11 protein-coding genes are annotated in these 17,571 nt (G+C 72.7%); 4 read left to right on the forward strand and 7 right to left on the reverse strand.

Annotated features, from left to right (window positions below; all coding sequences use genetic code 11):
• Nucleotides 1–21 precede the first annotated feature (21 nt).
• Both JGS39_RS03610 and JGS39_RS03615 read right to left on the reverse strand, forming a co-directional pair.
• Entirely contained in the window at nucleotides 22–426 is a 405-nt protein-coding gene (locus JGS39_RS03610) for an allene oxide cyclase barrel-like domain-containing protein (RefSeq protein ID WP_148022471.1), read from the reverse strand.
• Nucleotides 419–3,073, reverse strand: coding sequence for a DUF6531 domain-containing protein (locus JGS39_RS03615; protein ID WP_219567212.1), 2,655 nt, complete (start codon nucleotides 3,071–3,073; stop codon nucleotides 419–421). Before JGS39_RS03615 ends, JGS39_RS03610 begins: the two co-directional genes overlap by 8 nt.
• A gap of 274 nt (nucleotides 3,074–3,347) precedes the next feature.
• Between JGS39_RS03615 and JGS39_RS41595 the strand changes: the two genes are divergently transcribed.
• On the forward strand, nucleotides 3,348–6,086 hold the full coding sequence (locus JGS39_RS41595; protein ID WP_219567213.1) for an ATP-binding protein: 2,739 nt from the start codon (nucleotides 3,348–3,350) through the stop codon (nucleotides 6,084–6,086).
• Here the strand turns inward: JGS39_RS41595 and JGS39_RS03625 are convergent.
• The 3 genes from JGS39_RS03625 to JGS39_RS03635 are packed head-to-tail and all read right to left on the reverse strand — an operon-like array spanning nucleotide 6,023 to nucleotide 8,316.
• A complete protein-coding gene (locus JGS39_RS03625; RefSeq protein ID WP_219567214.1) occupies nucleotides 6,023–6,733 on the reverse strand; it encodes a 4'-phosphopantetheinyl transferase family protein in 711 nt (236 codons plus the stop codon). The genes JGS39_RS41595 and JGS39_RS03625 overlap by 64 nt on opposite strands.
• Before the next feature lie 39 nt (nucleotides 6,734–6,772).
• Entirely contained in the window at nucleotides 6,773–7,540 is a 768-nt protein-coding gene (locus JGS39_RS03630; protein WP_219567215.1) for a thioesterase II family protein, read from the reverse strand.
• Nucleotides 7,541–7,542: 2 nt separating this feature from the next.
• Nucleotides 7,543–8,316 carry an AfsR/SARP family transcriptional regulator gene (locus JGS39_RS03635; protein WP_219567216.1) on the reverse strand — a complete coding sequence of 258 codons (774 nt, stop codon included), beginning with the start codon at nucleotides 8,314–8,316 and terminating at the stop codon, nucleotides 7,543–7,545.
• Nucleotides 8,317–8,488: 172 nt separating this feature from the next.
• Between JGS39_RS03635 and JGS39_RS03640 the strand changes: the two genes are divergently transcribed.
• Entirely contained in the window at nucleotides 8,489–8,734 is a 246-nt protein-coding gene (locus JGS39_RS03640; protein WP_219567217.1) for a DUF6059 family protein, read from the forward strand.
• Nucleotides 8,735–8,764: 30 nt separating this feature from the next.
• On the opposite strand, the gene JGS39_RS03645 is transcribed toward JGS39_RS03640, so the two are convergent.
• Complete coding sequence (locus JGS39_RS03645; protein ID WP_236063766.1) at nucleotides 8,765–10,108, reverse strand: geranylgeranyl reductase family protein; 1,344 nt, start codon at nucleotides 10,106–10,108, stop codon at nucleotides 8,765–8,767.
• A gap of 655 nt (nucleotides 10,109–10,763) precedes the next feature.
• Between JGS39_RS03645 and JGS39_RS03650 the strand changes: the two genes are divergently transcribed.
• Nucleotides 10,764–13,364 carry a SpoIIE family protein phosphatase gene (locus JGS39_RS03650; protein WP_219567230.1) on the forward strand — a complete coding sequence of 867 codons (2,601 nt, stop codon included), beginning with the start codon at nucleotides 10,764–10,766 and terminating at the stop codon, nucleotides 13,362–13,364.
• Between the two features lie 64 nt (nucleotides 13,365–13,428).
• On the opposite strand, the gene JGS39_RS03655 is transcribed toward JGS39_RS03650, so the two are convergent.
• Entirely contained in the window at nucleotides 13,429–15,612 is a 2,184-nt protein-coding gene (locus JGS39_RS03655) for a discoidin domain-containing protein (RefSeq protein ID WP_219567219.1), read from the reverse strand.
• A gap of 487 nt (nucleotides 15,613–16,099) precedes the next feature.
• Here JGS39_RS03655 and JGS39_RS03660 point away from each other — a divergent pair, with 487 nt between their 5' ends.
• Nucleotides 16,100–17,515 carry a helix-turn-helix domain-containing protein gene (locus JGS39_RS03660; protein ID WP_236063692.1) on the forward strand — a complete coding sequence of 472 codons (1,416 nt, stop codon included), beginning with the start codon at nucleotides 16,100–16,102 and terminating at the stop codon, nucleotides 17,513–17,515.
• Nucleotides 17,516–17,571 lie beyond the last annotated feature (56 nt).

Here is a 17,571-nt window from a genome sequence, read left to right on the forward strand (position 1 = left end):
CCTCGCTCGTTCGGACCGGACTCAGTCGGACAGCAGGATCCGCGCCTCGGCGGAGGCCCGGACTCCGGTCATCCGCCAGGTACGGAAGCCGCGCAGGCCCTCGTAGCGGCCACTTGTCCCGGTCGCGGGATAGTGCACCCACTCGCTGGTGCGCACGTCGTTGAAGTCCGCCCACCCCTCGGCGTGAATGGTGCCGTCGTCGAGGGTGATGTCCTCGGTGTAGTAGGTCAGCAGCCCGCCGTCGCCCGGCCGGACGTACTCGATCCGGAACGAGCCGTGCGAGGTGCCAATCAGCTTTCCGTCCTCGTCGTACAGTTCGTCGTCGAACGTGCCGGTCTGGCCGGTGCTCGGGTCGGCGACCTCGACGTCGTCGACCACCTTGACCACGACTTCCCTCGGGACGCGCAGCACGATCTGGTCAGCCATCTGACGGTTCCTCTCGATGAAGGGTTCGGACATCCCCGGACGGTGGCGCCCAGGCGATCAGGGGTGGGGTGACGGGGAACGCACCCGGGCCGGTGAGGGCGTCGGCCGCGGCGGTCGCCGCCTCGTCCGGCGCGCCGGGGGAGGGGAAGAACACCTCCGGGGCCGGCAGGTGCGGGCGGGCCAGGACGTTCCAGAACGTGTGCCGGGTCCATGTCCCGCTGTTCACCGGGTCGTTGTCGGAGAAGGTATAGGGCGCGTACTGCGCGCCGGTGGGGTCGGGCTGGGTGAAGCGCCCCCAGTACCCGTTGTAGAGGTGGTGGTCCAGGAGGTGCGCGCTGCGCAGCAGTTGGTACGCGCCCCGGTAGCGGAACGGGTTCGCCGCCGCCGCTTCGCCCGACGCCGTGACCGCCCCGTGTGCGGTGTAGTGGTAGCGGGCGGCGACGGCGCCCTCCTCGTCGATCAGCGCGAGCACGGAACCCTGCTGGTCGGTCACCGCCCAGTAGTGCCGGCCCGTGTCCGTGAGGACGGCGAGGAGGGTGCCGTCGGGCGTGCGGACGTAGTCGGCCGGCACCCCGTCGTCCGTCGTCCGCACGACGCCAAGGAAGGAGTGGGTCAGCACGTGGACGACGGTGCGTCCGTCGACGGTGGTCTCCGTGATGCGCCGCGGAGTCTCCTGGCCCAGCCCGTCGTAGCGCACGTCCACCACCTGGACGCCGCCGAACACGCCCGTCAGGGTCTGATGGGTGGCGCTGTAGCGGAACGAGCCGGTCGGGTCGGTCTCCTCGGTGAAGTTGCCCGCGCCGTCGTAGGCGAACGCCGTGTCACCGAAGCGCACCACCTGGCCGGCGTCGTTGAGGGTGAACTCCGTCGTTCCCAGCCGGCGCAGATGATGGGCGTCGTCGTGGGCGAACTCGGTGTCACCGGCGCGCACGAGGCGCTTGAGCCCGTCGTAGGCGAAGCCGGTGAACACCCCGTCGGTCGCCGAGGAGCGCAGCACGTCGCTGTCGGCGCCACCGCCCGAGCTGTAGCCGTACTCCGCCGACAGCAGAGTCCCGCCATCCGGTCCGCGCACCGTCAGGGCGGTCCTGCGCCCGGAGGCGTCGTAGCGGATCTCCTGTACGGCCGCGCCCATTTCGATCCGCACCGCACGTCCGTCCGCGTCGCGTACGAAGCGGGCGGTGCGGCCCGCCGGAGTGGTGACGGACTCGGTGCGGCCCGCGCGGTCCAGGGCGTAACGGGTGGTGCCGCCCGGGGTGGTGAACGAGGTCAGCGCGCCTTCGGGGTCGTACTCCGCGTCGATCCGCTCAGGGACGGAACCCGTCTCCCCGGTCCGCACGGCCCTCGCCGGACGGTCGCCCCGTGCCGTCCTGACCCAGTCGAACGCGTAGGACCAGCCGGGCCCGGCCTTGCGGACCACCCGGCCGAGCGCGTCACGGGTGAGCACCAGCAGCGTGTGCCCGGCGTTCTCGTCCGTGACCTCGGTCAGCCGCCCGGCCGGGTCGTACCTGCAGCCGATGCGGTGACCGGCCCCGCCGGTCACCGACGTGATCCGGGACAGCCCGTCGTACCCGAAGACCGTGCGGCCGAGCGGGGCGGGCGGAGTGACGGATACGAGGTCACCGGCCTCGTCGTACCCGAACCGGGTCACGGCGCCGTTGCCGTCGACGATCTCGGCGAGCCCGCCGTGGACCGGGTCGTAGCTGCGGGTGTCCACGTCCTTCGCCCGGCCGGCGGCACGCGTACGGACGAGCCTGCCCGATCCGTCGTACTCCAGCAGGAGTTCGTTGCCCAGCGGATCGCGCAGGGAGGTGAGCGTGCCCCCGCCGGCCAGCGAGGCGTACGAGATCTGGGAACGGCCACCGGTCGGCAACCGGAGCGACGCCGGGCGCCCCTGCTCGTCGTAGGTGCGGGTGAGCGTCGCGCCCGCCGCGTCGGTGAAGGAGACCGGCCGGCCGGCCGCGTCCCGCGTCAGGCGGCGGACCTGCCCCGCGGCGTCCTCGACAGCTGTGGGCCGGCCCTCCGCATCGAAGACGTAGCCGGTCCGCAGACCGGTCGGCCCGGTGACGAGGGTACGGTCCGGCCCGTAGCCGAAAGCCGTGAGCGCCCTGCCTCGGGGGCCTGTCCAGGAGATCTCCGAGACCGCGGACGTCGCGTCATAGGCGATCCCCACGACGTCGCCGAGCGGATCGGTGATGCCCACCAGCCGACCGTCCGCGTCCCAGAGGAAGCCGGTGGTGGCCCCGTCGGGCCCGGTGTGCCGCTCCAGCCGGCCCGAGCGGTCGTAGGCGAACGACGCCGCCCCGGCCCCCAGCGGATCGACGATCTTCGACACCAGGCCGCCGGAGTCACGGTGGAGCGTCACCACCCGGCCCCGGGCGTCCGTGAAGGTCTCCGGTTCGCCTCCGGTGTCCGGTTCGAAGCCGGGGCCCGCGGAGTATGACCAGCCGGGGCCGAATCCCCGCTCCACCGGGGAATGGCTGCGGTACTCGCGGACCAGCCGCAGATGTCCGGTGGTCCCGGCCACGACCAGATCCAGCTGACGCACGATCAGTTCGCCCTCGTGCAGATCGACGAGTACCTCGGAGTGGTCTCCGACGGGCAGGCGCCGCACGGCGCGATGGGCTGACAGGTCCCGGGGCGTGGGCACGGGCGGCTCCTCAACTGGACCGACTGGGCTGCGGATCGCTGACTGGACCGACCGGGCAGCGGATCGCTGGGGTTCGGACGATCGCCAGGCTGCCGGGGCCGTCTAAAGCTCTCCTAAGGCCGGCGGCCACGCGCTCCGGCCGCGGTCCATGAAGGTTCTGTTACAGAACGATTCATCCCGCCGCCCGCGCCTACCCTGGCGAGGGCCACAGCTGTTGGGTGTCTCTCAGCGTCGAGAGCGCGGGAAAGCAGACCGGGGGAAGGGGACCTGCGACATGGGCATCACCACCATCACCGGGCCGAACACCGTCACCACCGTCCGCACCACCGAACTGGCGCGGCTGACAGAGCTCGTCCGGGCGGCCCGCGACGGCAGGCCGGCCCTCGTGGAACTGACGGGCGACCCCGGAACCGGCAAGACCAGACTGCTCACCGCCCTGGCCCGGGAGGCCAGGGGACACGGGCTCGCCGTCCTCCACGGCTGCTGCTCCGAGGCGGAGGCACAGGTCCCCTTCCACCCCTTTGTGCAGGCGCTGACCGCCCGGCAGGGCGCAGGCGCGGAGGCGGGAACACGCGCCACCGCGACGGCGGCGCTCGTCGAAGCGCTCACGGACGTCCCGCCCGGCGCCGAGCAGTCCGTCTGGCGCTCCCCGTACTTCGCGGGAGTGCGCCGTCTCCTCACGGCCGGACCCGCCGCGTCCCCCGGCGGCACGCTGCTCGTCCTCGACGACTTCCACTGGGCCGACGCCGGCTCGGCACGGCTCGTGGAGACCTTGATCCGCTGGCCCGTCGACCGCGGCCTGATGGTCGTCGTCGCGCACCGGCCGAGGCAGGCCCCCGTCGCCCTGCGCGCCGTCCTCCAGCAGGGTGGCGAGCTGGGCGCCGTCGAGACCCTCACTCTCGGGGCCCTGGCCGCACACGGGTGCGCCGAGGTGCTGGGCCTGAGCGCCGATGCTCCGGAACTGCCCAGGCTGTACGCACACAGCGGAGGCAACCCGCTCTACCTCACGGCCCTGGCCGAGGCCGGATCGCCGGCCGGGGACGCCCTCGACCTCTGGACGTCCAGCTCGCTCGGCGCCCGGCTCCTCGCCGAGACGGAGCTCCTGCCCGCAGTGCCCCGCAGGGTGGTGCACGCGGCGGCGGTGCTCGGCAGTGTCTTCGACATCGACGCCGTCGCCGAGGTGGCCGAGACGTCCCGGGACGAGGCCTGCCGGGCGCTCTCCGAGCTGCGCCGCCGCGACCTGGTCCGCTCGACGGCGGCGCCCGGCGCGCTGGCCTTCCGGCACCCGCTGCTCAGAGGATGCCTCTATGCCGACGCCGACGCCTGCTGGCGCTCGGGAGCACACCGCCGGGCCCGGGACCGCTGTGTCCGGCTGGGCCTTCCGGCCCTCGACATCGCCCCGCACATCGAGCGCGCCGGATCCGGGATGCGGCCGGCCGACGCACAGGTCCTGGCCGCCGCCGCGCGTGCCTGCGTGCAGGCGGGCAGGCCGGCGGAAGCGGCCCATTGGCTGACGTCCGCGCTGCGGCTGGGCCGCAGGGCCGGTGACGGCGGCAGCACCGGTCCCGCCGACGGCGAACTGTGGAAGCAGGTGGTCCGGGCCCTGGCCGCCGAGGGCGACGCCGAGCGGATCGTCGCGCTCCTGGCCGATGTGCTCGCGGGACCCGACGGCCGGTCGCCCCAGCTCCGCGCCCGCGCCGTCGCCTTCCTCGCCGCCGTGCTCGCGGCGCTCGGCCACGACGAGGATGCTCAGGCGCTGCTGGCCGCCGAACTCCCCGCCGCGCAAGCCGCTTCGCCCGGCGCCGGACTGCTCCTGCGGGTCAGCCGGCAGCTCGGCAAGGTGCTCGCCGGCCAGGTCCCGGCCCGCACCGACGTCGAGGTGCTTGTGCACGGCACGGACCGTGCCGACCCGGTCACCGCCGGAGGGGCTCTCGGCCTCGCCGGGCTGTGCGCCGTGCTCGACGGTGACATGTGCGCGGCCGAGATGTCCCTGGACGCCGCCGCCCAGGCCCTGGACGAAGTGGACTCGGGACGGCAGGCCGGGGACCAGGAGGCCGGCCATCTGCTGGTACTGAGCTGGGCCGAGGCGCTGATGGGCTGGTACGGACCGGCGTACGGTCATGCGGAGCGGGCGCTGACCGCCGTGCGCGCCCGCGGCGACGCGCACTTCCTGCCTCCTCTGCTCGACACGCTCGGCTATGTGCACTACCAGAGCGGGCGGCTGGCCGATGCCCTGGGCGCCGTCCGGGAAGGCAGCGCCGCCGCCCGCGCGATGGGCCGGGGGGACCACGTCGCCCTGTCGGACGCGATCACCGCCGCCGCCTGGGCCCAGCTGGGCCGGACCTCCCCGCGCCCCGCCACGACAGGGTCCTTCGGCCGGGACGCTCCGGAGCCCCGGACACCGCTCAACGCCCTGCTCCTGGCCGAGGCCTCGCTCGCCTCGGGCGACGCGGACACCGCACTGGCCCTGCTGCTTCCCGAGCGGGAGGCCTGGCGGGTCTCCGAGCCCGTCGCCGTGTTCGCGGCCCGCAACTACGAACTCCTGGCCGCGGCGGCCGTGCAGACGGAGGCCGACGCGGACACCCTGGACGCCTGGGCCGAACGGGCGGCGGCGGCCGCGTCCGCCACCGGGCTGGTCGAGCAGAGCGGCCACGCGCTGCTGGCCCGCGGCCACGCCCTCATGGGCCGGGCGCTGACCGCAGAGGCCGCCCGCTGCTACGGCGAGGCGCAGAGGCTGTTCGGCGACTCCAGCCCGGCGGGCGCCCGTGCCCGCGAACTGGCGCGGTCGGCCGTCCGGCTGACCGCCCGTCGGGAGAGCAGCGGGCTCGATGAGCTGACCCTGCGGGAGCGGGAGGTCGCCGAACTCGCCGGTGAAGGGCTGAAGACGAAGGACATCGCGGGTCGGCTACGAGTGAGCCCGCGCACCGTGGACGTCCATCTGACGCACATCTACAGCAAGTTGGGCGTGAACTCCCGGGCCGCGCTCGTCCGGCTGATGGCCCTGGCCGGCTGAGGCACCCCGACCGCGGTGGCCAGCAGTCCTTCGGCGGCCGCCCACCGTCCGTGGAAGACCCCGACCGCCCGGCCCCCGACCACGGGGCCGGGCACCAGGAGCACCGCACGGAACGTGCCCCCGGGATCGATCAGGATCTCCGCCTCCGGGAAGTCGAGCAGCCGCCCGGTCAGCGGGAACCACGCCTTGTACACCGCCTCCTTGGCACTGAACAGCAGCCGGTCCCAGGCCACGCCGGGCCGGTGGGTCATCAGTTCCGCCACGCGTTCACGCTCCGCCGGAAGGGAGACCGGGGCGAGCATGCCGGGCATCAGCGGGCGGTCGGGTTCGGCGTCGATGCCCAGTGAAGCCAGCACCGTCGACCGGGCCACCCCGGCCGCGCGGAAGCCGGCGCAGTGCGTCATGCTGCCGACCACACCGGCCGGCCAGCCGGGCGCTCCCCGGTGCCCCGGCACCAACGGCTCGTACCCGCAGCCCAGTTCGCTCAGGGCCGTGCGGGCGCAGTGGCGCACCGTGGTGAACTCCCTGCGGCGCGTCTCCACGGCCCGGGCGATCGCGGCCTCCTCCGCCGGATGGAGCCGGGCTTCCGGCGGATCGTGGCGGGCCTCGGCACCCACCGCCCCCGGGGGCAGCAGAGCGGCGATCACCGCACTGCCCCCGGGCGGCCCGCCCCGCTCACGACGGCCTCACCGCCGGGCCGCCGGGGCAGCGGCCGACAGAGCGACGGCGAGGTCCACTACGGCCGGCAGGTGGTCGCCCAGGAAGAAGTGCCCACCCGGGAAGACCCGCAGCTCGAAGGGCCCGGTGGTGTGGTCGCGCCATGCGCGCACATCCGCGACCGGCGCCTCCGGGTCGCTGTCCCCGGTGAGGGCCACGACCGGGCACGCCAGGGTGGCGCCCACGCTCGGCACGTACGCCGACAGTGCCGCGTAGTCGCCGCGCAGCGCCGGCAGGACCAGGCCGAGCAGATCGGGGTCGTCCAGCACGGCAGGCGCGGTGCCGCCCAGCGAGCGGACCTTGGCGAGCAGCGCCGCGTCGGTGTCGAGCCGTTCCGCGCCGGTCACCGTGCGGGACGGCGCCCGGCGGCCGGACACGAGGAGCGCCGCCGGCCCGCGGTCCGGAGCCCCCGCCAGCCGCAGGGCGACCTCGTGAGCGAGGGAGGCGCCCATGCTGTGGCCCAGGAAGATCCGTGGCCCGGCCGGCGGTGGACCGTCGCACAGGGCCTCGGCGATCAGTCCGGCGAGCCGGTGCAGGTCCCGGACGGCCGGTTCGCGGTACCGGTCCTGTCTGCCCGGGTACTGGACGGCGCGCACACCCAGGGCGGGGAGGGCGGCGGCGGACAGGGCGTGCCAGTAGCCGGCGGAGCCGCCCGCGTGCGGAAAGCAGATGAGCTCGGCCGGGGCGTGCGTGTCGTGGTAGCGGCGCAGCCAGGTGTCCTGCCGTTCCGGGGCCACCGTCAGCTCGCCACGGGGAGGTCGAGGAGCCGGTCCGAGGTGAGGATCGCCTGATGCAGCCGGCGCAGCGACCGGCAGGGTTCCAGGCCCAGTTCGGATCGCAGGACACGCTGCGCCGAGCGGTACACCTGGAGCGCCTCCGCCTGCCGCTCGGAGCGGTACAGCACCAGCATCAGCTGTCGGTAGAAGGACTCGCGCAACGGGTACTGCGCGGTGAGGGTGTTGAGCAGGCTGATGACCTCGCGGTGCCGGCCGAGCGCCGTACTGGCCTCGACGGACAGTTCCAGGCACGCGAGCCGCTCCTCCTCCACCCAGGTGGTGAAGCGGGTGAGCAGCGGGCCCTCGGGCGTGCCGTCGAGGACGGTGCCGCGTACGAGGGAGAGCGCACGGCCGAAGGCGTCGAGGGCGGCCTCGTAGCGGCCGGACTGCTGGAGGAGGCGGCCTTCCCGCATGGCCGCGCGGAAGTCGTCGACGTCGTAACCGGCCCCGTCCAGCCGCAGGAGATAGCCGGAGGGCTTGGTGGTGACGGCGCGGCCGCTGTCGTCCCCGGCGGCGGTGAGGAACTTCCGCAGCTGTGAGAGGTAGACGTGGACGGCGGCCGATGCGCGCCGGGGCGGTCCCGACCCCCAGAGCTCCTCGATGATCTGTTCCTTGGTGGTGACCCGGCCGGCGCCGACCAGCAAGGTGGCCAGTGTCATCTCCATCTTGGGAGCACTCAGGGAGTAGCCGCGTCCGTCGTGGGAGACGCGAAGGGGGCCGAGCAGTTCGTAGCGCATCGATACCTCGGGTGATAGGGGAACGTACTTTCGTGTTTCCGGCTCCCGTCACTGTCGAGGCCGTGCGCCTGTCCGCACATCGGGGAAACTGCGTACGTATGCCGATTGGCCGGAATCCGCTGTCGGCCGCCGGCTTTGGTGCGCCTTTGGCGGTGCTGGGCAGGCTGGGGGAATGCGCACCCTCCTCACCCGATACCTGAGATCCTGCGTCGGCGCGCTGGTCGCCTTCGGCCAGATCTGGATCTACATCCCGCCGGTCCCCGTGCCGGAGGACGGGGCCACCGACGAGGCCCCCGGAGGGCCGCCCCCGGGCCACCCCGAACGACTGTGCCCCGAAGTCCCGCTCAGCGAGGCGGAGATGACCTGGGGGCGACAACTGCTCGGGGCTTCCGGCCCCGACCATCCGTACGAACGATGACGGTCCAGGGCCTGCGAGGGGCGGAACCGGTCAGCGCCGGCGGGCGTGCGGAGCGGGGACGAGGCGCACAGCGGTGTTCAGGACATGGTCGATCACATCGCGCGAGGGCTTGTCCGTGAGGTTGGTGAGCAGCCGTGCCAGCGTGTTGAGGAGGAAGGGCGACCCCATAACGTAGCGGTTGAGCACGGGCTGGAAACCCGACCTGCTGAAGACCAGGTCGGCGGCCGTGTTGCCGAGCCGGTAGTAGCTGCCCCAGCGGCGGTTCATCTCCACCGGATAGTGATGCAGCGCCCTCTCCCGCCTGGGGCCCGCGGGCAGGGCCAGCGCGAGCGCCGCCGTCTCGGCCGCGACCTCCCCGGCCTCCAGCGCCTGGCCGATGCCCTCACCGTTCCAGGGGCTGATCATGCCGCCCGAGTCGCCGACCAGGAGAAGCCCCTTGGTGTACAGCGGATGACGGTTGAAGCCCAGCGGCAGGGCGGCGCTGCGGACCGGCCCCTCCGCGTTCTCCTCGCGCAGCCCCCACGCCTCGGGTGTCCGGGCCATCCACCGGTCCAGGGTGGCCCGGAGGTCGGCCTTGCCGTGGCGGCGGTGGGGGATGGCGCCGAGACCCACGTTGACGCGGCCGTCACCCATCGGGAAGATCCAGCCGTACCCCGGCAGATAGCGGTCGCTCCGCGGAAACCGGAGGTCGGCCCAGAGCTCCAGGTACTCCTCGCGGGAACGCTCGGGACTGCGGTAGTAGCGGCGGGCCGCCGTGGCGATCTGCCGGTTCGTGTCCCGCCGCAGCCCCATCGCGAGCGCGAGCCGCGCCGAGGCGCCGTCCGCGGCGATGACGACCGGGGCCCGGTGCACCACCGGAGCTCCCGCACCGGAAACCGTCGTTACCCCGGTGACCCGGCCGGCCCGGTCGGTCACGGGATCCGTCACCTTCACGCCGGTGCGCAGCCGGGCCCCGGCGGCCACCGCGTGACGGGCCAGGATGTCGTCGAAGTCGTGCCTGCTGCGCGTGAGACCGAAATCCGGGTAGCCGCCCAGCGCCGGCCAGTCGATCTGCACCTGCCGTTCGCCGGCCACCCAGCGCATCCCGCGCGACCGGGTCCAGCCGGGGGCCTTGATGTCGACGCCCATCCGGATGAGCTGGTGCACCGCGCGCGGGGTCAGGCCGTCCCCGCACACCTTCTCCCGCGGGAAGCCGGACTTCTCCAGCAGCAGCACGTCGACGCCCGCTCTCGCGAGGTGGAAGGCGGCGGACGACCCGGCCGGCCCCGCGCCCACCACGATCACCTGCGCCTCCTCGGGCGGGCCGGGGGAGGAGGCTGCGTCCGGAGCGGACAGAGCGGACGGAGCGGACTGGTCTGCGTGCGCTTCCCGCATGGGAACCCTTTCCTGGGACGGCCGGTACCGCCCGCGGACGGCGACCCTGTACACCGACATCCTGCCGGTTCGCGCCCCCGCGCGGCAGGCGATCAACGCCCCCGCGGGCGCACGCCCGACGCGCCGGCGGCCGGTCACGTGGCGGACCGCGCCGCAAACGCGCCTCGGGGCCGCACGGCGTGCGGCCCCGAGAGCGACGGACTGGTGCTGGAGGAAGGCGAAGGGATCAGTACGGCAGTGGGCGCCCGGACGGCGTGCGCAGATCGAGCGGCGGCGGCCGGGACGGAAGCTGGGGGCGTCGGACGATCCTGATGCGGCCCACTGACACCACCTCCTGTCGGTATCCGTCATATGCCCTGACGGTGCGCCGTTCACACGTCCAGCGGTCATCAACGACGCTCAGGTCCCGTGGGGCGTGCTCAGGCCCCGAGGGGCGGCCCCGGCGAATCGTGTTAAACCTGAAGATGTGGGTGGTACAGGTCGGTTCGCGACGCGGTTTCGCCACTCCGCCCGGCAGCCGCATCGACATGATGACGGACGCCCGGGCGGTGACGGCCCCGCGCCCTCCGGCCCGCGCGGCGGACGGCCCTCACCGCTCCGCAGGCTGCGTAACCTCTTCAGCGTCCACACCGTGGCCGGCCAGGTATTCGTCCTCATGCTGGGAATCGTGACGCTGCTCGTCGTGGCGGCCGTCGTCGCCCTGGTGGTGCAGGGCCGACGGGACAGCATGAAGGAGGCGCGGACCCGGTCGCTGAGCGTCGCGGAGACCTTCGCCCACGCGCCCGGAGTCGCGGCCGCCCTGGACAGCAGGGACCCCACGGCCGTGCTGCAGCCCCGCGCCGAGGAGGTACGGCGCAGCACCGGTGTGGAGTACGTCGTCGTGGCCGGGACCAACGGCATCCGGTACACCCACCCCGACATCGCGCTCATCGGCAAGCGCATCATCGGCCCGTACAAGGACGTACTGGAGGGCGAGGCCATCACGCGCACCGTCAACGCCAGCCGAGGCCTCGCGGTCAGCTCGGTGGTGCCGGTGGAGCGGCGCGACGGCACGGTCGCCGGTCTGGTGTCCGTCGGCATCAAGGTCGACACCATCAACAGACTCGCCTATCCGAGCCTCCCGCTCGCGCTCGGCGCCGCGGTGGTCGCCCTCGCCCTCACGGCCGGTGGCGCGGGCCTGGTCAGCCGACGTCTGGGCCGGCAGACGCGCGGCCTCGGGCCCGCCGAGATGACCCGGATGTACGAACACCACGACGCGGTGCTCCACGCCGTCCGTGAAGGCGTTCTCATCCTCACCGCCGACGGCCGGCTGGCCCTGGCCAACGACGAGGCCCGCCGCCTCCTGGGGCTTCCCGCCGACGCCGAGGGCCGCTCCGTGACGGACCTGGGGCTGGACCCCCGCACCGCGGAGCTGCTGGCCTCCGGCCGGGTGGCCACGGACGAACTGAGGCCCGCGGGTAACCGGCTGCTGGCCGTCAACCTCCGCCCCACGGGGGAACGCGGCGGACCGCCCGGCACGGTCGCCACCCTGCGGGACACCACGGAGCTGCAGGCCGTCACCGGCCGGGCGCAGACCGTGCGCGAACGGCTGCTGCTCCTGTACCGGGCGGGAGCCCGCATCGGGACGACCCTCGACGTCACCACGACCGCGCAGGAACTGGCGGAGGTCGCCGCGCCCGGATTCGCCGACTGCGCGACGGTCGACCTCGCCGACTCGGTACTGCGCGGGGAAGAACCGGAACCGCCCTCCGGGGAGGTGATGGACATGCGTCGCACCGCCGTGAGCGGGGTCGCCCCCGGCCATCCCCTCTACCCGCTGGGCCGCGTGATCGGTTTCGTGCCGACCAGTACCGAAGGCATCGGCAGCAGCAGCGGCCACACCTGGGTCGTGCCCGATCTCGCCGCCTCCCACCAGTGGCGCCTGCCCGACCCCGAGCAGGCGGCACGGATCCTGGAGTACGGATTCCACTCGCTGCTCTCCGTACCCCTGCACTCGCGCGGGGTCATCCTCGGCATGGCCAACTTCTGGCGCGCCGGGAACGAGGCCCCCTTCGACACCGAGGACCTGTCCTTCGCCGAGGAACTGGTGGCCCGGGCGGCGGTCAGCGTCGACAACGCCCGCCGCTACACCCGCGAGCACGAGATGGCCGTGACCCTGCAGCGCAGTCTGCTCCCGAGCGGCCTTCCCGAGCAGAACGCCCTGGACGTCGCCTACCGCTATCTGCCGGCGCAGGCGGGGGTGGGCGGGGACTGGTTCGACGTGATCCCGCTCTCCGGCGCCCGGGTCGCACTCGTCGTCGGCGACGTCGTCGGGCACGGTCTGCACGCCGCGGCCACCATGGGCCGGCTGCGCACCACGGTGCACAACTTCTCCACGCTGGACCTGCCGCCGGACGAACTCCTCAGCCACCTCGACGAACTCGTCGTCAGGATGGACCAGGGTGAGGAGGCCGGCGGCGGGGGGATCACCGGGGCCACCTGTCTGTACGCGATCTACGACGCGGTCTCCGGGCGCTGCTCGGTGGCCCGGGCCGGCCACCCCGGACCGGCCCTCGTCCTGCCCGACGGCACGGTGGAGTTCCCCGAGATCCCGGCCGGTCTGCCGCTCGGCATCGGTGGCATGCCCTTCGAGGCGACCGAGCTGGAGGTGCCTGAGGGCAGTCGTCTGGTGCTGTACACGGACGGTCTGATCGAGCGTCGCGACCGGGACATCGACGACAGCCTGGAACAGCTGCGGAGCGCTCTGGCCGGCCGCGAACGCACACCGGAGGAGACCTGCGACGATGTGCTGAAGGCCCTTCTGCCCAGTCGCCAGGGCGACGACGTCGCCCTGCTGGTGGCGCGCACCCGCACCCTGGATCCGGCCCGCCGCGTCCAGTGGCAGGTGGACCCGGACCCCGCGGCCGTCGCCGGTGTGCGCAAGGAGGCCATCCGCTGGCTCACCGAACGGGGCCTGGACGAGGAGGGGTTCGTCACCGAACTGATCCTGAGCGAACTCGTCACCAACGCCATCCGGTACGGCTCCGAGCCGATCAGCGTGAGGCTGCTGCACGACCGCGCGCTGATCTGCGAGGTGTCGGACTGCAGCAGCACCTCTCCGCACCTTCGCTATGCCGCGACGACGGACGAGGGCGGCCGTGGCCTGTTCCTCGTCGCACAGTTCGCCGAGCGCTGGGGGACCCGCTACACCGAGCGCGGCAAGGTCATCTGGTCCGAGCAGACGCTCGACGGGACGCCGCCGCGCGGACAGGCGTAGGCCGACGGGGCCCGGCAGCGACTGCCGGGCCCCGCGGGGTGGTCGGATCACCTCACGCGTGGCGTCAGGGGAAGGACACCACGTTCGAGGGAACGGTCGAGGTGCCGGAGGTGGGTGATCCGGTGTTGTTGATGACGTGTTCGTACTGGCCCTGGCCGCCGAGGGAGACGACGAGCAGGTCGTGGAACTTCACGCCGGGCTTCACCGGTGCCTGGAATCCGTGGTCCTGGCGGATGGTGGGGTCGACGTTGAAGTAGCAGTAGCTGCCCAGGCCCCAGCCTTCGTGGGTGGTGACGGAGTCGTCGACCTTGTAGGCCGCGTAACCCTTGGTGCCACCGTTCTGGATGGCGGCCTGGTTCGGGGCGTCGTACGCCTTCTCGTTCTGGAAGAAGATCGTCTTGCCCCTCTCGCCGGACCAGCGGACGTCGTACTTGTTGAAGTGCTCCACGAACAGACCGGTCGCGAGGACGTCGTCGCCGTTGACCTGGAGGCCGTAGTCTGCCCGGTTGGTCTCCCAGCCGACCCCGTCGCCGTGGTCGGCGCGCCACAGCCAGGTGTGGTCGATGATCGTGTCGTCGTTGTTGATGACCATGCCGGTCGTGGCCTTGCCAGCGCCCGCGCCGCCGACCCGGACGAAGACGTCCTGGACGGTGGTCGGGTTGGCCGCGTGGTCGGCGGAGGCGCCGTCGGGGCCGACCTGGACGAGCACCTGCGAGTTCTGCGGACCGGCGTCGACGAGCAGTCCGGCGAGCTTCACGCCGTCCACGTCACCGACCTTGATGGCCGTGACCCCGTTGTCCGGGATGATCGTCGCGAGACCGAGCCCCAGTACGACCGTGTTGGCGCGGTCGATGTTGATCGTCTGGTCGACGTGGTAGACCCCGGGCGTGAACAGCAGGTGGAGGCCCTGCTGCACCGCCGCGTTGATGGTGGCGGCGGAGGCCCCCGGCTTGACCACGTAGAACTGGCTCAGCGGGATGGACTCGCCCTGCGGCGTGCCGTTCCACGAGACGCCGCGTGCGTTGGTGCGCTTGGCGGGGACGAAGACCTTGTAGTTGTTGCCGTCGAGGTAGAGGAACGGCTTCTCGCGGGAGACCGGGGTGTTCTCCAGGGTGGTGTACGGGGGGTTCGGGAAGCTCTGGGCGGGGGCGCCCTCGACACCGGAGAACGTCATGTTCCAGACGCCGTTGCCCCAGCTGCCGATGGTGCTGTCGCGGGTGTACCACTGCTGCTGCGAGTACGGGCCGACCTGGCCGTCGATCTTGCTGTCCGCGATGTAGCCGCCGCTCGCCCAGCCGTAGCCGTTCGGCGCGAGGTTGAGTCCGCCCTTGACGTGCATGCGGCGGAAGGGCGCGGCCTGCGAGACGGCCCAGCGGTCCGTGCCGCTGACCGGGTTGAGCGCGAGGTTCTCGGCCGAGCGCCAGAAGTTCTGGGTGGCGTTGCCGTTGAACCAGCCCGCGTCGACGGTCACGTCACCGTTGAACGTGGTGTCGTCCGGCTTGAGCCCGAGACCGGCGATCTGGGTGTAGAAGCCGATCTGGGCGTTGATGTTGTTGTACGTGCCCGGCTTGAACATCAGCGCGTAGCGGCCGGTGCCGAACTGCGCCGACTCCTGCTGCTTGAAGATCTCGTCGACCTTGGCCTGGATGTTCGGCGTCGACGGGTCGAAGACCAGGACGTTCGGGCCGAGGTCGCCGCCGCCCGGGATCTGGGGGCCGCCTGTGCCGCCGGTGGTGCCGAACACCTGGAACTCCCAGAGCGAGTACCCGTACTGGGTGGCCCTGGTGGTGCCGGTCAGCCGGACGTAGCGGGCGTTGCCGGAGACGTTGAGCGTCTCGGTGCCGCCGGGGCTCGTGGTGGTTGAGTAGGCGGTGCTCCAGGTGCTGTCGTCCGTGGAGAACTCGATCCGGTAGCCCTTGGCGTAGGCGGCCTCCCACTTCAGCGCGATCTGGCTGACCGAGGCGGTGGAGCCCAGGTCGACCTTGATCCACTGGGGGTCGGCGAACGCGCTGGACCAGCGGGTGCCGTTGTCGCCGTCGACGGCGGCGGTGGCGGGGGTGCCGCCGTTCTCCTGGCTGGAGGTCGTCACCGTTCTGCCCTGCGAGAGCAGCGAGGGTGCCGCGCTCGCCGGGCTGGACGGCACGAAGGCCAGCAGCGACACGACGAGACCGGCGACGGCGGTCAGCACACCGGCGCGTCTTCTTCCGGTCGATGGCGCGGGTCTGTGGAACAAGGGGGGTGCGTACATGGGGGCTTGTCTCCTGAGTCGCGGTAGCGGGTGCACGACACGAAGCCGGAGAGCGCTCTCTCCGGCCGATGGGGATACTTCTCCCTCGCGTCCCCACACGTCAATAGGTGTGCAACACGTGCTTGTCCGGGCGCCGTTGAGGACAAGAATTGACGACTGTTACCTCACGATTGCCCCGATTGCGTACCCCTTGAGGTCATCGCGTCAAGGACTCTGACGGATCGTTGATTCAGGTGGTGATGTTTTGGGCATGCTCAAGGGCGCTGTGGTGTCATGGCGTTGCTCTCGTGGCCCGGCGGCGGCAGGGGACCGGGGGAGGGGCCGGGAGCGGCGCGCGCCGGCGGCCGCTGCGCCTGTTACCGGACATCTTGTCGACACCTGGGGGACAGCGGACCCGGCCGCTCGCTATCCTCCGGTTCATGAGCCGTGAGCGTGGCACGCGTGGCGCTGTTGACCAGGCGCGACGGGGTTCCGGGTGAACGAGGCAATGGGTCCTGTTCCGGCGGACGCCCGTACCGCGGAGGCGTGGCGGTCGTTCGGAGCCCGGTTGCGCCGGTGGCGCAGACGGGCCGGGTTCACCCAGGCCCAGGTGGGCGCCCGGGTCGGATACGACCACACCGCCATCAGCAAACTGGAGCACGGCAGCCGGCGGACGCCGTTGCCACTGGCCCGGCGGCTGGATGAACTGCTGCTGGCACAGGGTGAGTTGATGTCAGCCTGCGAGGCGGCCGAGGAGCAGGAGCGTGCGGGAGGCGTACCGCGCGCACCGGCGCCCGTGCGCAGCGGCCCGTTGCCGGGGGAGCCCGCCGGCGGTGCACTCCGGGCGATGCTTCCGCCGGGTACCCTTCTGCCCACGAGCCTGCCCGCCTACGGACTCGTCTGCCCGCTCCACGGCCGCGACGGCTGCTCGGTCCCCGTCCTCGCGGACGTCATCGAACTGCACGCGGCCTTCTGCGCGCTGGGCCCCGACGCACGCTCGCGCCCCGCCCTGGACAACGACACCGTGCACGCGCTCACCGCCCTGCTCGCGGTCTGTCTGCGCGCCGACGAGGAACGGGCCTGGCCGGGGGCGACCGCCGTGGTCGAGGGCACGCTGCACGCCATGCTCCGCTGGATGGCACTCCCCGCCGCGTCGTACCAGGCCCAACTGGCGCCGCTGGCAGCCGAGTACGCGCAGTCGGCGGGCTGTCTGCGGTTGCTGTGGGGCCGTAACGGGACCGCGATGGCCTGGCTCGACCGCTCACTGCAGTGGGCCGCCATCGCCGGCCGCGTCGGAACCCAGGTCGCGGCACTGAGCGACATGAGCACCCTGGCCCGGCTGGAGGGTGACGGCCCGTCGGCGCTCGTCTACGGCGGGGCGATAGGCGAGGCCGCCGCGGGCAGGCACTGGGCGGGCGCCATGAGCGACCTGTACCAGGCGCGCGGACACGCCGTCCGCGGTGACGCCGCCCGGACGCTCAGGCACATCGACCGGGCCTGGGCACAGATGGAACGCGCCGGCGAGCGCGACGAGACGGAGGCGCCCTGGCTCTCCGTCGCCTCCGTGCGTCTGCGGGTGGAGTCGGGTGCGGCCGGCGCGCTGCGCGATCTCGCCGCGGCCACCGGTGACCGCCGGTTCGCGCTCCGCGCCGTCGGGGCGGCCGGCACCGCGCTCGGGCTGCTGCCGCCCGGCATGCATTCGGCGCGGATGCTGTTCCTGGCCCGGATGGCCGACGCCCACGCGTGCGCCGGAGACCCGGCGGCGGCACAATCCGTGGCCGGCCCGGTCCTGGACACCACCGAGATCAATCCGGCGACGCTGCTCGGCCAGGAACTGCGCGGACTCCACGCAAGGCTGGCGGTCCGGGGCCGCCGCCCGGAGACCGACGACTTCGTCAGAAGGCTGGCGGCGGTGGTCCGCTGACACGCCGGGGGCGGGGCGTGTGACCACGCCCCGCCCCCGGTTCCCCCGTCGGTGGA

The sequence above is a fragment of the Streptomyces poriferorum genome (assembly GCF_019399235.1).
In the GTDB taxonomy this organism is placed as follows: domain Bacteria; phylum Actinomycetota; class Actinomycetes; order Streptomycetales; family Streptomycetaceae; genus Streptomyces; species Streptomyces poriferorum.

Excerpts from the sequence above, each read along its gene's own strand:
- JGS39_RS03610 (WP_148022471.1), bottom strand. The coding sequence starts at position 426 with ATGGCTGACCAGATCGTGCTGCGCGTCCCGAGGGAAGTCGTGGTCAAG.
- JGS39_RS41595 (WP_219567213.1), top strand. The coding sequence starts at position 3,348 with ATGGGCATCACCACCATCACCGGGCCGAACACCGTCACCACCGTCCGC.
- JGS39_RS03635 (WP_219567216.1), bottom strand. The coding sequence starts at position 8,316 with ATGCGCTACGAACTGCTCGGCCCCCTTCGCGTCTCCCACGACGGACGC.
- JGS39_RS03640 (WP_219567217.1), top strand. The coding sequence starts at position 8,489 with ATGCGCACCCTCCTCACCCGATACCTGAGATCCTGCGTCGGCGCGCTG.
- JGS39_RS03645 (WP_236063766.1), bottom strand. The coding sequence starts at position 10,108 with ATGCGGGAAGCGCACGCAGACCAGTCCGCTCCGTCCGCTCTGTCCGCT.
- JGS39_RS03650 (WP_219567230.1), top strand. The coding sequence starts at position 10,764 with ATGCTGGGAATCGTGACGCTGCTCGTCGTGGCGGCCGTCGTCGCCCTG.
- JGS39_RS03655 (WP_219567219.1), bottom strand. The coding sequence starts at position 15,612 with ATGTACGCACCCCCCTTGTTCCACAGACCCGCGCCATCGACCGGAAGA.
- JGS39_RS03660 (WP_236063692.1), top strand. The coding sequence starts at position 16,100 with ATGGGTCCTGTTCCGGCGGACGCCCGTACCGCGGAGGCGTGGCGGTCG.